Origin of the sequence: Pseudomonas atacamensis, from assembly GCF_017167965.1 — a bacterium.
Taxonomy (GTDB): domain Bacteria; phylum Pseudomonadota; class Gammaproteobacteria; order Pseudomonadales; family Pseudomonadaceae; genus Aquipseudomonas; species Aquipseudomonas atacamensis.
Genome location: NZ_CP070503.1, coordinates 5,586,966 through 5,601,598, shown reverse-complemented (window position 1 = coordinate 5,601,598; position 14,633 = coordinate 5,586,966). Strand labels below are relative to the sequence as shown.

Sequence of the window (14,633 nt, the reverse complement as noted above, 5' to 3'; positions counted from 1 at the left end):
ATCGTCCGAAATGCGCTATCCTCGGCGTCCTGTCAGCGTCCGCCGAGGGTGTGGCGGATGCCGGGCGAGCGGCGTCATACCGCTACAGGCCGCAGAACACCAATAATTTCAGGGCAGGATGCCTGCTTCCATCTTCACTGTGGGGACACATGCAGACACTCAAGGTCGATCTAGGCGAGCGCAGCTACCCGATTCATATTGGCGAAGGTCTGTTGGATCAGCCGGAACTGCTGGCGCCGCATATCCACGGGCGGCAGGTGGCAATCATCTCCAACGAAACCGTCGCGCCGCTCTATCTCGAACGTCTGACCCGCAGCCTTGCGCAGTTCTCGGTGATCTCGGTGGTGTTGCCTGATGGCGAAGCCTTCAAGAACTGGGAAACCCTGCAACTGATTTTCGATGGTTTGCTGACCGCCCGTCATGACCGCCGCACCACCGTGATCGCCTTGGGCGGCGGGGTGATCGGCGACATGGCCGGTTTCGCGGCCGCCTGTTATCAGCGCGGTGTCGATTTTATCCAGATTCCTACCACGCTGTTGTCGCAGGTCGATTCCTCGGTCGGCGGCAAGACCGGCATCAACCATCCGCTGGGCAAGAACATGGTCGGCGCGTTCTATCAGCCGAACGTGGTGCTGATCGATACCGCATCGCTGAAAACCCTGCCGCAGCGCGAGCTGTCGGCGGGCCTGGCGGAAGTCATCAAGTACGGCCTGATCTGCGACGAACCATTCCTGACCTGGCTGGAAAAAAACGTCGACGCCCTGCGCGCGCTGGACCAGGCCGCGCTGACCTATGCGATCGAGCGTTCCTGCGCGGCCAAGGCTGCGGTGGTCGGCGCCGATGAAAAGGAAACCGGCGTACGCGCCACGCTCAACCTCGGCCACACCTTCGGCCACGCCATCGAAACCCACATGGGCTATGGTGTCTGGCTGCATGGCGAGGCGGTGGCGGCGGGCACCGTGATGGCGCTGGAAATGTCCGCGCGCCTGGGCTGGATCAGCGAGCAGGAGCGTGACCGCGGCATTCGTCTGTTCCAGCGCGCCGGCTTGCCGGTCATTCCGCCTGAAGAGATGAGCGAAGCCGATTTTCTCCAACACATGGCAATTGATAAAAAAGTGATCGACGGTCGTCTGCGCCTGGTGCTGCTGCGCCGGATGGGCGAAGCGGTAGTGACCGACGATTATCCGAAAGAGGTTCTACAGGCCACGCTGGGAGCGGATTACCGCGCCCTGGCTCAGCTTAAAGGTTAAAACGATTCCGATGACTAGTTTGCATGCCGACGAGGCGTTTCTCGGCCATTTCCAGTTAAGTCACGACCCGTTCGCGCCACGGGTGCCGGGCTTCAAATTCTTCCCGGCCCAGCGCAAACCGGTGCTGGGTCAACTGCATCACCTGGCGCGTTACAGCCAGTTGCTGCTGGTGGTCACCGGCCCGCAAGGCAGCGGCAAGACCCTGCTGCGGCAGGCGCTGGTGGCCAGCACCAATAAACAATCGGTGCAGAGCGTGGTGGTTTCCGCCCGTGGCGCCGGTGATGCGGCCGGCGTGCTGCGCCAGGTGGCGCAGGCGCTGGATGTCGCTCAGGCCGAAGTCGGCGCGATTCTCGAGCAGGTGGTGCAACTGGGTCTGACCGGGCAGGAAGTCTATCTGCTGGTGGACGATGCCGAGCAGCTCGACGAGTCCGCGCTGGAAGCGTTGATGGCGCTCGGCGCCGGCACGCCGGAAGGTCGTCCGCATGTGTTCCTGTTCGGCGAGTCGTCGCTGATCGCTCAGCTCGAGGCGTTGCAGCTCGAAGAAGAGCGTTTCCATGTCATCGAATTGCAGCCGTACACCGAAGAAGAGACCCGCGAATATCTCGACCAGCGGCTGGAAGGCGCGGGCCGGGGTGTCGAACTTTTCACCGCAGATCAGATCTCTGATATTCACGAAAGCTCCGAGGGCTGGCCGGGCAACATCAACCAGGTCGCTCGCGATGCACTGATCGAAGTCATGATTGCCAGCCGCTCCGCGGTCAAGCGTCCAAGTATGGGGTTCAACATGCCGAAGAAACACGTATTGGCGATTTCCGCCGTCGTTGTGGTCGCGGTTGCCGCCGCCTGGCTGATGCCGGGTCGCAGCAAGGCACCGACCACCGGTGCTCCGGCCAATGAACAGGCGCAATTGCCATTGGGTCAGGGCGCAGCGAACGGCGCCAACCCGTCCGTCGAATTCGCCGGCAACACCCAGCCGATGCCGCTGCCATTGGTCGGCAACTCGCAGCCGGTCATGCGTGGCCCGCTGGCAGAAGCCGCCGGTGGCATCACCGAAGGCGACGACGGCGTGCCGCTGGAAGGCTCCAGCGATACGCCGCCGACCGTAACCACCTCCGCGCCGCCTGCTGGCGTTCCGGCCGGTCCCGCGCCGACACCAGTTCCGACCCCTGCCGCCAAACCGGCACCAACCCCGGCACCGACGCAGGTCGCCACGGCCAAGCCTGCTCCGGCCGCCCCGGCGCCAGCTGCGAAGCCGGCCCCGGCTCCGGCCAAGCCTGCCGACAAGCCAGTTACCGTGGCCAAGGCTGCCGGTGGCAGCTGGTACGCCGGTCAGCCGACCAGCAACTATGTCGTGCAGATCCTCGGCACCAGCTCGGAAACCGCTGCGCAGAACTTCGTCAAGGAGCAGGGCGGCGAGTACCGTTATTTCAAGAAAGTCCTCAATGGCAAGCCGCTTTACGTGATCACCTATGGCAACTTTGCCAATCGTGATGCGGCCGTTTCTGCCATCAAGGCCTTGCCAGCGAAGGTTCAGGCTGGTAAACCTTGGCCTCGCACTGTCGCCAGCGTCCAACAGGAACTGGCAACAACTCGCTGAAGATTCGGCGGCCTTACCCAGGCCGCCTCTCCCGGCACCTCAAAATCTCCATAAGTGCGCGCCGTCCCTGCGACCGCGTGCCTTGTGGTGTCTGCGTCACAGTAGTTTTTGAGTCGTTGCGGTCAGAATTTAAAAAAGTTTTGACTAGCACAGCAGATCGCTTTAAACCTTTCACAAATGCGACATGAATTTGCGACAGTTCGTCGTCAAATTTGTGAGCCTCTGTGTCGCTGTGTACAATGACCACCCTTTTGCCCCCGCTAAGCCGGCGTACGTTCGGCGCGGAACGCAAGTGGTTGAATTGAAAAGAAATTTGCCTCGAGTAGAGGCAGCCTGGTGAGAAAGTGTCTATGAAAGCAGGTCTGTACCAACCAGATGAATTCAAGGATAACTGCGGTTTCGGCCTGATAGCTCATATGCAGGGCGAGCCCAGTCATACCCTTTTGCAAACGGCCATCGAGGCCCTGACCTGCATGACCCACCGCGGTGGGATTAATGCCGACGGCAAGACCGGTGACGGTTGCGGTCTGCTGATTCAAAAACCCGACGCCTTCCTGCGAGCCATTGCCCAGGAAAGCTTCGGCGTCGAAATGCCCAAGCAATATGCCGTGGGCATGGTGTTCTTCAATCAGGATCCGGCCAAGGCCGAAGCCGCTCGCGAGAACATGAACCGCGAGATCCTCGCCGAAGGCCTGCAACTGATCGGCTGGCGCAAAGTGCCGATCGACACCAGCGTCCTCGGCCGCCTCGCCCTTGAACGCCTGCCGCAGATCGAGCAGGTCTACATCGGCGGCGAAGGCCTGAGCGATCAGGACATGGCCGTGAAGCTGTTCAGCGCCCGTCGCCGTTCGTCGGTGGCCAACGCCGCTGACACCGACCACTACATCTGCAGCTTTTCGCACAAGACCATCATCTATAAAGGCCTGATGATGCCGGCCGACCTGGCCGCGTTCTATCCAGACCTGAGTGACGAGCGCCTGCAAACCGCAATCTGCGTGTTCCACCAGCGCTTCTCTACCAACACCCTGCCGAAATGGCCGCTGGCGCAGCCGTTCCGCTTCCTCGCCCACAACGGCGAGATCAACACCATCACCGGTAACCGCAACTGGGCGCAGGCCCGGCGGACCAAGTTCACCAATGATCTGATGGATCTGGAAGAGCTCGGCCCGCTGGTCAACCGTGTTGGTTCCGACTCATCGAGCATGGACAACATGCTCGAACTGATGGTCACCGGTGGCATCGACCTGTTCCGTGGCGTGCGGATGATCATTCCGCCAGCGTGGCAGAACGTCGAAACCATGGACCCGGATCTGCGTGCGTTCTACGAGTACAACTCGATGCACATGGAGCCGTGGGACGGCCCGGCCGGCGTGGTAATGACCGACGGTCGTTACGCGGTGTGCCTGCTCGACCGTAACGGTCTGCGCCCGGCGCGCTGGGTCACCACCAAGAACGGTTTCATCACTCTCGCCTCGGAAATCGGCGTGTGGAACTACCAGCCTGAAGACGTGCTCGCCAAGGGTCGCGTCGGCCCTGGCCAGATCTTCGCTGTGGACACCGAGACCGGGCAGATCCTCGATACCGATGCGATCGACAACCGTTTGAAATCCCGTCATCCGTACAAGCAATGGCTGCGCAAGAACGCTCTGCGCATCCAGGCGACCATGGAAGACAACGACCACGGTTCGGCTTTCTACGACGTCGACCAGCTCAAGCAGTACATGAAGATGTATCAGGTCACGTTCGAAGAGCGTGATCAGGTGCTGCGCCCGCTCGGCGAGCAAGGTTACGAAGCCGTGGGCTCGATGGGCGACGACACGCCGATGGCCGTGCTGTCCCAGCGTGTACGCACGCCGTACGACTATTTCCGCCAGCAGTTCGCGCAGGTCACCAACCCGCCGATCGACCCGCTGCGTGAAGCGATCGTGATGTCGCTGGAAATCTGCCTCGGTGCCGAGCGCAACATTTTCCAGGAGTCGCCGGAACACGCCTCGCGCGTGATCCTCAGCTCGCCAGTGATCTCGCCGGCCAAGTGGCGCTCGCTGATGAACCTCGACCGTCCGGGTTTCGAACGGGCGATCATCGACCTCAACTACGACGAAAGCCTCGGCCTCGAAGCGGCGATCCGCAACGTTGCCGATCAGGCTGAAGAAGCCGTGCGCGCCGGGCGTACCCAAATCGTCCTCAGCGACCGCCATATCGCTCCGGGCAAGCTGCCGATCCACGCCTCCCTGGCGACCGGTGCCGTGCACCACCGTCTGACCGAAAAAGGCCTGCGTTGCGATTCCAACATCCTCGTTGAAACCGCGACCGCCCGTGACCCGCATCACTTCGCGGTGCTGATCGGTTTCGGCGCCTCGGCGGTCTATCCGTTCCTGGCCTACGAAGTGCTGGGCGACCTGATCCGTACCGGTGAAGTGCTGGGCGACCTCTACGAGGTGTTCAAGAACTACCGCAAGGGCATCACCAAAGGTCTGCTGAAGATCCTGTCGAAGATGGGTATCTCGACCATCGCTTCGTATCGCGGTGCGCAGCTGTTCGAGGCCATCGGTCTGTCTGAAGAAGTCTGCGAGCTGAGCTTCCGTGGTGTGCCGAGCCGCATCAAGGGCGCGCGTTTCGTCGACATCGAAGCCGAGCAGAAGGCCCTCGCCGTCGAAGCCTGGAGCCCGCGCAAGCCGATCCAGCAGGGCGGTCTGCTGAAGTTCGTCCACGGTGGCGAATATCACGCGTACAACCCGGACGTGGTCAACACCCTGCAAGCCGCTGTGCAGCAGGGCGACTACGCCAAGTTCAAGGAATACACCTCGCTGGTGGACAACCGTCCGGTGTCGATGATTCGCGACCTGTTCAAGGTCAAGACCCTCGAAACGCCGCTGGACATCAGTGAAGTCGAGCCGCTGGAGTCGGTGCTCAAGCGCTTCGACTCCGCCGGTATCTCGCTGGGCGCACTGTCGCCGGAAGCTCACGAAGCCCTGGCCGAAGCCATGAACCGCCTCGGTGCGCGTTCCAACTCCGGCGAAGGTGGTGAAGATCCGGCGCGTTACGGCACCATCAAGAGTTCGAAAATCAAGCAGGTTGCCACCGGTCGTTTTGGTGTAACTCCGGAATACCTGGTCAACGCCGAAGTGCTGCAGATCAAGGTCGCCCAGGGCGCCAAGCCTGGCGAGGGCGGGCAACTGCCGGGCGGCAAGGTCAACGGGCTGATCGCCAAGCTGCGTTACGCAGTGCCGGGCGTGACCCTGATTTCGCCACCGCCGCACCACGATATCTACTCGATCGAAGACTTGTCGCAACTGATCTTTGACCTCAAGCAGGTCAACCCGCAGGCGCTGGTTTCGGTGAAGCTGGTAGCAGAAGCGGGCGTCGGCACCATCGCCGCCGGTGTGGCCAAGGCCTATGCGGACTTGATCACCATTTCCGGCTACGACGGTGGCACCGGTGCTTCGCCGCTGACCTCGATCAAGTACGCTGGCGCGCCGTGGGAGCTCGGCCTGGCTGAAACCCACCAGACCCTGCGCGGCAACGACCTGCGCGGCAAAGTCCGGGTCCAGACCGACGGCGGCCTGAAAACCGGCCTCGACGTGATTAAAGCGGCGATCCTCGGCGCCGAAAGCTTCGGCTTCGGTACCGCGCCAATGATCGCACTGGGCTGCAAATACCTGCGCATCTGCCATCTGAACAACTGCGCCACTGGTGTCGCGACGCAGAACGAGAAGCTGCGCAAGGATCACTACATCGGCACCGTCGACATGGTGGTGAATTTCTTCACCTACGTCGCCGAAGAAACCCGTGAGTGGTTGGCCAAGCTTGGCGTGCGCTCCCTCGAAGAGCTGATCGGTCGCACCGATCTGCTGGAAATCCTCGAAGGCCAGACCGCCAAACAACATCACCTGGACCTGACGCCGCTATTGGGCAGCGATCACATCCCGGCGGACAAACCGCAGTTCTGTGGCGTTGAGCGCAACCCGCCGTTCGACCAAGGTCTGCTCGCGGAGAAGATGGTTGAGCTGGCCTCATCGGCAATCAACGACCTCAGCGGCGCCGAGTTCGATCTGGACATCTGCAACTGCGACCGTTCGATCGGCGCGCGGATTTCCGGCGAAATCGCGCGCAAGCACGGCAACCAAGGCATGGCCAAAGCGCCGATCACCTTCCGTTTCAAAGGCACGGCGGGGCAGAGCTTCGGTGTGTGGAACGCCGGCGGTCTGAACATGTACCTGGAAGGCGACGCCAACGACTATGTCGGCAAAGGCATGACCGGCGGCAAGCTGGTCATCGTGCCGCCGAAGGGTAGCGTTTATAAAACTCAGGAAAGCGCCATCATCGGCAACACCTGCCTGTACGGTGCCACTGGCGGCAAGCTGTTCGCCGCCGGTACCGCAGGCGAGCGTTTCGCCGTGCGTAACTCCGGTGCTCACACCGTCGTGGAAGGCACTGGTGATCACTGCTGCGAGTACATGACCGGTGGTTTCGTCTGCGTGCTGGGCAAGACCGGTTACAACTTCGGTTCTGGCATGACCGGTGGTTTCGCCTACGTGCTCGATCAGGACAACACCTTCGTTGACCGGGTCAATCACGAACTGGTGGAGATCCAGCGGATCAGCGGCGAGGCGATGGAAGCCTATCGCAGCCATCTGCAGAACGTGCTGAACGAGTACGTCGCCGAAACCGACAGCGAGTGGGGTCGTGAACTCGCCGAGAACCTCGACGATTACGTGCGTCGTTTCTGGCTGGTCAAACCGAAGGCAGCGAGTCTGAAATCTCTGCTCTCCAGTACGCGGGCAAGCCCACAGTGAAGCAGCTGCAAGCTTCAAGCGACAAGCTAGAAGCTTGCGCGGTGAGGCGGATTAATTTGATTTTCTTGCAGCTTGAAGCTTGTAGCTTGAAGCTGTCGTGTACGAGGTTTTGAAGATGGCCGAACGTCTCAGTAACGACTTTCAATTCATCGATGTCGGGCGCAAGGATCCGAAGAAGAAACTGTTGCGTCAACGCAAGAAAGAGTTCGTTGAAATCTACGAACCGTTCAAACCCCAGCAGTCGGCCGATCAGGCCCACCGCTGCCTGGGTTGCGGCAACCCGTATTGCGAATGGAAGTGCCCGGTGCACAACTTCATTCCAAACTGGCTCAAATTGGTCGCCGAGGGCAACATCCTTCAGGCCGCCGAGCTGTCGCACCAGACCAACACCCTGCCGGAAGTCTGCGGCCGGGTGTGCCCGCAGGATCGTCTGTGCGAGGGTGCCTGCACCCTCAACGACGGCTTCGGCGCGGTGACCATCGGTTCGGTCGAGAAGTACATCACCGACACCGCGTTCGCCATGGGCTGGCGCCCGGACATGTCCAAGGTCAAGCCGACCGGCAAACGCGTGGCGATCATCGGCGCAGGCCCGGCGGGTCTTGGTTGTGCCGACGTGCTGGTGCGTGGCGGCGTGACCCCGGTGGTATTCGACAAGAACCCGGAAATCGGTGGCCTGCTGACCTTCGGCATCCCCGAGTTCAAGCTGGAAAAGACCGTGCTGAGCAATCGTCGCGAAGTCTTCACCGGCATGGGCATCGAGTTCCGTCTCAACACCGAAGTCGGCAAAGACGTGACCATGGAACAACTGCTCGCCGAGTACGATGCGGTGTTCATGGGCATGGGCACCTACACCTACATGAAGGGCGGCTTTGCCGGTGAGGACCTGCCAGGCGTTTATGACGCGCTGGACTTCCTCATCGCCAACGTCAATCGCAACCTGGGCTTTGAAAAGTCGCCGGAAGATTTCGTCGACATGAAAGGCAAGAAGGTTGTGGTCCTGGGCGGCGGCGACACGGCGATGGACTGCAACCGCACGTCGATCCGTCAGGGCGCCAAATCGGTGACCTGTGCCTATCGTCGTGACGAAGCGAACATGCCCGGCTCGCGCAAAGAGGTGAAGAACGCCAAGGAAGAAGGCGTGAAATTCCTCTACAACCGCCAGCCGATCGCCATCGTCGGTGAAGACAAGGTCGAAGGCGTGAAAGTGGTCGAGACCCGTCTCGGCGAACCGGACGCCCGTGGCCGTCGTAGCCCCGAGCCGATCCCGGGTTCCGAAGAGATCATCCCGGCCGACGCCGTGGTCATCGCCTTCGGCTTCCGTCCGAGCCCGGCACCGTGGTTCGAACAGTTCGAGATCCAGACCGACAGCCAGGGCCGCGTTGTTGCGCCTGAGCAAGGTCAGTACAAGCACCAGACCAGCAACCCGAAAATCTTCGCCGGTGGCGACATGGTGCGCGGTTCCGACCTGGTGGTGACGGCGATCTTCGAAGGGCGCAATGCGGCTGAAGGGATCCTCGATTATCTGGGCGTCTGACGACGCCAGCGGCAAGCTACAAGCTACAAGCGGCAAGCTACAAAGCAATCCTGCTTTTAACTTGCCGCTTGTAGCTTGCTGCTTGCCGCTGTCTTTTGAGACCATGCCCGCACTTTTTTTCCGGATGCCGACATGACTGCCCTGAAGAACGACCGTTTCCTCCGCGCCCTGCTCAAGCAACCCGTTGACGTCACCCCTGTGTGGATGATGCGCCAGGCCGGTCGCTACCTGCCGGAGTACCGCGCCAGCCGCGCCCATGCCGGCGACTTCATGAGCCTGTGCATGAATCCGGAGTTCGCCTGCGAAGTCACCCTGCAACCGCTCGACCGCTACCCGCAACTGGACGCGGCGATCCTGTTTTCCGACATCCTCACCATTCCCGATGCCATGGGCCAGGGCCTGTACTTTGAGACCGGTGAAGGCCCGCGCTTCAAAAAAGTTGTCAGCACCCTGGCCGACATCGAAGCCCTGCCGATCCCGGATCCGCACAAAGACCTCGGCTACGTGATGGACGCGGTCAGCACCATCCGTCGCGAGCTGAACGGACGTGTGCCGCTGATCGGTTTCTCCGGCAGCCCGTGGACCCTCGCCACTTACATGGTTGAAGGCGGCTCGTCAAAAGACTTCCGCAAGACCAAGGCGATGCTTTACGACAACCCGCAAGCCATGCACCTGTTGCTCGACAAATTGGCGCAATCGGTGACTTCGTACCTCAACGGCCAGATCATGGCCGGTGCACAAGCGGTGCAGATCTTCGATACCTGGGGCGGCAACCTGTCGGCGGCGGCGTATCAGGAATTCTCCCTGGCCTACATGAAGAAAATCGTCAGCGGCCTTATCCGCGAGAACGACGGACGCAAAGTGCCGGTGATCCTCTTCACCAAGAACGGCGGCCTGTGGCTGGAAAGCATCGCCGAAGCCGGCGCCGACGCCCTCGGTCTGGACTGGACCTGCGACATCGGCAACGCCCGCGCCCGTGTCGGCGACAAGGTCGCGCTGCAAGGCAACATGGACCCGACCGTGCTCTACGCCAAACCGGAAGCGATCCGCACTGAAGTCGGGCGCATCCTCGCCAGCTACGGCAAGGGCAGCGGCCACGTGTTCAACCTTGGCCACGGAATTACGCCGGAAGTCGATCCGGAACATGCCGGCGCGTTCCTGCGTGCGGTGCATGAGCTGTCGGCGCAGTATCACGAGTGATCAGCGCCCAATAAAAAACGCCCGGCCAAGTGCCGGGCGTTTTCTTTTGCACGATCTAATGTCGTACCCAAATCAACTGGGGGAGCGAGCCTGCTCGCGAAAGCGGTGTGTCATTCAACACTGATGTTGCCTGACACAGTGCATTCGCGAGCAGGCTCGCTCCCACAGGGTTTTATGTCAGGCTTTGACACCCTGCAACGGCGGCAACTTCGCCAGCTTCAACGCCACCAGCAGGGCAATCAGCAACAACGCACCAATAAACAGGCCGATTCCGTTCCACCCGCCCAGATGCCAGAACACCCCGCCCGCCGTCCCGGCAATGCTCGAACCGGCGTAATAACTGAACAGATACAGCGACGACGCCTGACCCTTGGCGGTCAACGCGCGCCGGCCGATCCAGCTGCTCGCCACCGAATGCGCGGCGAAGAAGCCGAAGGTGAACACCAGCATGCCGACGATCACCAGCAACAACGAGGTGAACATGGTCAGTGCCAGTCCGGCGAACATCAGTGCAATGGTCGCCCAGAGCACTTTGCGTCGCCCCAGCTTGTCCGCCAAAGAACCGATTTTCGCCGAGCTGTAGATCCCCGACAGATACACCACCGAGAGCAATCCGACAAATACCTGATCGAGGTTGTACGGCGCCGCCAGCAAGCGGTAGCCGATGTAGTTGAACAGCGTGACAAACGCGCCCATCAGCACAAACGCTTCAAGAAACAGCAGCGGCAGGCCGGCGTCGCGAAAGTGCATGGTGAAGCCGTCGAGCAGGCTGCGCGGGTGCAGCGAGCGAGCGCGGAAGTTGCGCGACTCCGGGAGGATCTTCCAGAACACCGCCGCAGCGACCAGCGCCAGACCGCCGATCACCAGCATCGCCGTGTGCCAGCTGACGAAGTCGATCAGCACGCCAGTTATCAAGCGTCCGCTCATTCCGCCGATCGCGTTGCCGCCGATGTACAAACCCATCGCCAGGCCGATGTGTTGAGGATGGATTTCTTCGCTCAGATAGGTCATCGCTACCGCTGCCAGGCCGCTCAATGACAGGCCGATCAATGCGCGCATGATCAGCACGCCGTGCCAGCTCGGCATCATCGAACTGGCGATGGTGCACAACGCGGCAGCGAACAGCGCCGCGACCATCACCGGTTTACGGCCGATGCGGTCGGAAATCGGCCCGGTGATCAGCAGACCGAAGGCCAACATGCCGGTCGCCACCGAGAGGATCAGACTGCTCTGCGCCGCGTTGATCCCGTATTCGTGGGACAGCAGCGGCATCATCGGTTGCACGCAATAGAGCAGGGCGAACGTCGCAAAGCCGCCACAGAAAAGCGCCAGCACTGTGCGCATGAACGCCGGCGTACCTTTTTCGATGTAGATCTCCTGCAGCTCGGCGAGAGCATCGTCGTCGGCAGGGGGCGGGATTTCGTGGGCAAGGGGCGCGACAGCAGTTTTCACTTCAGACCTCGGAGAGCACAGCCGGGCAGGCAATGAAAAAATCATATAGCTGGCTAATGTTTCTATCCAATATATTGTTCGACCTGTTTGATAGCTTCAGCGACCCAATGGAAATCCTATGGAACTGCGTCATCTGCGTTACTTCATCGCCGTCGCCGAAGAACTGCATTTTGGCCGGGCCGCACAGGTGCTGGGCATCTCCCAGCCACCGCTGAGCCAGCAGATTCAGGCGCTGGAGCAACAGCTCGGCGCCCGCTTGTTCGAACGCACCAATCGTCGGGTCGAATTGAGCGAGGCGGGCAGGTTGTTTCTGCAGGAGGCGAGGCTGGTGCTGGCACAAGTCGACAAGGCAGCGGACGTCGCCCGCCGTGCGCAACTTGGCGAGCTGGGTGAGTTGAAGATTGGCTTCACCTCGTCGGCACCGTTCAACTCGACCATTCCGCAGGCGATTTTTTCCTTTCGTCAGCGCTTTCCGGCGGTGCATCTGAACCTGCTCGAAATGAGCAGCACCATGGTCGCCGATGCCTTGGTGGACGAGTCGATCGAAGTCGGCATCATGCGCCCGCTCGGATTGCCGGATTCACTGAGTGTTGTGGAGTTGATGCGTGAGCCATTGGTGGCGGTGCTCAGTTCCAAGCATCCGTTGGCCCAAGGCAGCGACGAAGGCCTGTTTCTCTCGGCGCTGGCGCTGGAACCGTTCGTGTTTTTCCCGCGCAGCTATGGCAGCGGGCTCTATGCGCAACTGCTCAGTCTGGCCCGTGACGCCGGCTTCAGCCCGCACTTCGCTCAAGAGGCTGGTGAGGCGATGACCATCATCGGCCTGGTCGCAGCGGGCCTCGGTGTATCGGTGCTGCCAGCGTCCTACCAACGCATGCGCATCGACGGCGTGGTCTACCGTCCGCTGCTCGATCCCGAAGCGATTTCGGCGGTTTGGCTGGTGCAGCGCAAAGATCAGAAATCACCGATGGCCAAAGCGTTTGTCGAACTGCTGACGCGCAAGGTTGAGCCCCTGACGGTGTGAAGGCGGCTGGCGCTTTCGCGAGCAGGCTCGCTCCCACAGGGAAACGCATTCTAAGGTGGGAGCGAGCCTGCTCGCGAAGGCATCGGCCCAAACATCACAGATTTCAGGGCAACCGCACCAAATCCCCCTTCAACGCCACCCGCGTGACAAATATCCCCGCCCGGCACTCGTACGTATTCAAATCCTTGCGCACATGCTGGTCGTAGTAACTGACGATATTCACAACCGCATTCGCCCCGACCCGCTTGGCATCAGCCTGCAATTTGATCAGATTCGACTGCAGCACCCATTCGCACGAAGCCTGGTCGCTCTTGTTGAAACCGATGGTTTTCAAATCACTGACCACACCTTGGCGCAGCAACTGCTGAGTGCCCTGCGGCCCGTTGCCGATCAGGTAGAACTTCACACTGCCGTCCAGCCGACCGGCGCGAATGGCGTCCGACAGCACGGTTTCGAAAGGCATGTACATGAGGTTGGTGGCATGGCTGGCACTGGGCAGCAGGGCGATAAGCGCAGCGGCCATCAGGGCTTTCACTTGCATGGTCATCTCCTTTGACGGTGAAAGGGAACTGCGAGGGCAGGTACTGAGCCGGGACCTGCTTAAGCGAGTGTAGATGGTGCAAGGGAGCGAGGGGATTGCAGAGAGCTACATTTCCCGTTACGGATCTGCCTTAGGGGAACGCTCGATTTTTGCGCAAAATCGCCTCTTTTCCAGTGAGTGCCACGGATGCCTCTTCGATACCAGCCCAAGGAGGGCAGCGTGCTGATTTGCGATTTCAGAGGCTATGAAGTGCCTGAGATGGTGAAAGTCAGGCCCGTTGTCGTTCTGCGTAAACACCGCAGCAATAGTCTGTTGGTAACTGTGGTGCCTTTGAGTACTACAGCGCCTGATCGTCTGCTTGATCACCATCTTGAGCTGGCGAGTCATCTACAAGGCGCCAGTCCGAAATGCTGGGCCAAATGTGACATGGTGGCGACGGTCAACCTTTCACGGCTCGACCGAATTAAAAGTCGAGATCGTAGAGGGAGGCGCGTCTATCTGATTTCACATCTCGCAATAGAAGAATTCAGCGCCATCAAAGCCGCAGTGAGACAGGCCCTGGGACTGTGATGGCACTGAATATGGCGCCGAGAGGCGAAACGCCAGCCGTTGTCTGCCGATGCATTTCAAGCAATACTGCCTGCGTTCCCGAAAGGGGCTTGTGAGACTCTGAGGATCCTGGGCAACCAGCCATCGCAGAGCCAGGCAGGTAATCGGCGATGACAAGCCAACCTGTCTGTGAAAGGGCGCCGAATGGCGCCCTTTGTCATTTCTGGCGTTTACTGAACCTTCGCCAGATCACCCTTCAACGCAACGCCCGCCATGATCGCGCCGGCGTGGCATTCGTAGGTTTGCGCGTCCTTGCGCTCGTTGCGCTTGTAGAAGCTGACGATGTTGGTCACGGCGTTGGCACCGGCGTTTTTCGCGGCCTGGTGCAGGCTGATGATTGCCGATTGGGCGACCCATTCGCAGGCGACTTCGTCGGACTTGTTGAAGGCGTTGGTTTTCTTGTTGGTCACGGCGTCGGGGCTGACCACGGTGACTTTGCCGGCCGGGGTGTTGCCGGCCAGATAGAATTTCACGCTGCCATCGATCTTGCCGGAGCGGGTGGCTTCGGCGACGGCTTTGTCGAATGGCAGGTAGACCGCCGTGTCGCGTGCCTGGCTGATCGCTGGCAGGGCGCAGAGCAGCAGGGTGACAGCGGCGAGTTTGTTGAAGTGCATATAGGTCTCCTTGACCTGG

At 60.7% G+C, this 14,633-nt stretch carries 10 protein-coding genes; 7 read left to right on the top strand and 3 right to left on the bottom strand.

Annotated elements, in window-relative coordinates:
* Positions 1–149 precede the first annotated feature (149 nt).
* The 5 genes from aroB to hemE all read left to right on the top strand — a co-directional run bounded on the left by aroB (position 150) and on the right by hemE (position 10,377).
* Entirely contained in the window at positions 150–1,250 is a 1,101-nt protein-coding gene (gene aroB / locus JWU58_RS25355; protein WP_206421195.1) for a 3-dehydroquinate synthase, read from the top strand.
* 10 nt (positions 1,251–1,260) lie between these two features.
* Entirely contained in the window at positions 1,261–2,847 is a 1,587-nt protein-coding gene (locus JWU58_RS25350; RefSeq protein WP_130902918.1) for an AAA family ATPase, read from the top strand.
* A gap of 350 nt (positions 2,848–3,197) precedes the next feature.
* Complete coding sequence (gltB, locus tag JWU58_RS25345) at positions 3,198–7,643, top strand: glutamate synthase large subunit (RefSeq protein WP_206421194.1); 4,446 nt, start codon at positions 3,198–3,200, stop codon at positions 7,641–7,643.
* A 115-nt stretch (positions 7,644–7,758) separates the two neighbouring features.
* Positions 7,759–9,177 carry an FAD-dependent oxidoreductase gene (locus JWU58_RS25340; RefSeq protein WP_039757038.1) on the top strand — a complete coding sequence of 473 codons (1,419 nt, stop codon included), beginning with the start codon at positions 7,759–7,761 and terminating at the stop codon, positions 9,175–9,177.
* Positions 9,178–9,309: 132 nt separating this feature from the next.
* Positions 9,310–10,377, top strand: a complete 1,068-nt coding sequence (gene hemE, locus JWU58_RS25335; RefSeq protein WP_016772044.1) for a uroporphyrinogen decarboxylase — start codon at positions 9,310–9,312, stop codon at positions 10,375–10,377.
* A gap of 177 nt (positions 10,378–10,554) precedes the next feature.
* On the opposite strand, the gene JWU58_RS25330 is transcribed toward hemE, so the two are convergent.
* Positions 10,555–11,829, bottom strand: coding sequence for an MFS transporter (locus JWU58_RS25330; protein ID WP_130902915.1), 1,275 nt, complete (start codon positions 11,827–11,829; stop codon positions 10,555–10,557).
* A 118-nt stretch (positions 11,830–11,947) separates the two neighbouring features.
* Here JWU58_RS25330 and JWU58_RS25325 point away from each other — a divergent pair, with 118 nt between their 5' ends.
* The gene (locus tag JWU58_RS25325; protein WP_206421193.1) at positions 11,948–12,850 is read left to right on the top strand and encodes a LysR family transcriptional regulator; all 903 of its coding nucleotides are present in this window, start codon (positions 11,948–11,950) and stop codon (positions 12,848–12,850) included.
* A 103-nt stretch (positions 12,851–12,953) separates the two neighbouring features.
* Here the strand turns inward: JWU58_RS25325 and JWU58_RS25320 are convergent, their stop codons facing one another.
* Complete coding sequence (locus JWU58_RS25320; protein ID WP_206421192.1) at positions 12,954–13,391, bottom strand: excinuclease; 438 nt, start codon at positions 13,389–13,391, stop codon at positions 12,954–12,956.
* A gap of 186 nt (positions 13,392–13,577) precedes the next feature.
* On the opposite strand from JWU58_RS25320, the gene JWU58_RS25315 reads away from it, so the two are divergent.
* The gene (locus tag JWU58_RS25315; protein WP_076565246.1) at positions 13,578–13,961 is read left to right on the top strand and encodes a type II toxin-antitoxin system PemK/MazF family toxin; all 384 of its coding nucleotides are present in this window, start codon (positions 13,578–13,580) and stop codon (positions 13,959–13,961) included.
* 209 nt (positions 13,962–14,170) lie between these two features.
* On the opposite strand, the gene JWU58_RS25310 is transcribed toward JWU58_RS25315, so the two are convergent.
* Entirely contained in the window at positions 14,171–14,614 is a 444-nt protein-coding gene (locus JWU58_RS25310; RefSeq protein WP_016772042.1) for a hypothetical protein, read from the bottom strand.
* Positions 14,615–14,633 lie beyond the last annotated feature (19 nt).

What these genes read in the sequence shown, in the direction of transcription:
- JWU58_RS25340 (WP_039757038.1), top strand. Translation starts at nt 7,759, where the DNA reads ATGGCCGAACGTCTCAGTAACGACTTTCAATTCATCGATGTCGGGCGC.
- JWU58_RS25315 (WP_076565246.1), top strand. Translation starts at nt 13,578, where the DNA reads ATGCCTCTTCGATACCAGCCCAAGGAGGGCAGCGTGCTGATTTGCGAT.
- gltB (WP_206421194.1), top strand. Translation starts at nt 3,198, where the DNA reads ATGAAAGCAGGTCTGTACCAACCAGATGAATTCAAGGATAACTGCGGT.
- JWU58_RS25325 (WP_206421193.1), top strand. Translation starts at nt 11,948, where the DNA reads ATGGAACTGCGTCATCTGCGTTACTTCATCGCCGTCGCCGAAGAACTG.
- hemE (WP_016772044.1), top strand. Translation starts at nt 9,310, where the DNA reads ATGACTGCCCTGAAGAACGACCGTTTCCTCCGCGCCCTGCTCAAGCAA.
- JWU58_RS25320 (WP_206421192.1), bottom strand. Translation starts at nt 13,391, where the DNA reads ATGCAAGTGAAAGCCCTGATGGCCGCTGCGCTTATCGCCCTGCTGCCC.
- aroB (WP_206421195.1), top strand. Translation starts at nt 150, where the DNA reads ATGCAGACACTCAAGGTCGATCTAGGCGAGCGCAGCTACCCGATTCAT.
- JWU58_RS25350 (WP_130902918.1), top strand. Translation starts at nt 1,261, where the DNA reads ATGACTAGTTTGCATGCCGACGAGGCGTTTCTCGGCCATTTCCAGTTA.
- JWU58_RS25310 (WP_016772042.1), bottom strand. Translation starts at nt 14,614, where the DNA reads ATGCACTTCAACAAACTCGCCGCTGTCACCCTGCTGCTCTGCGCCCTG.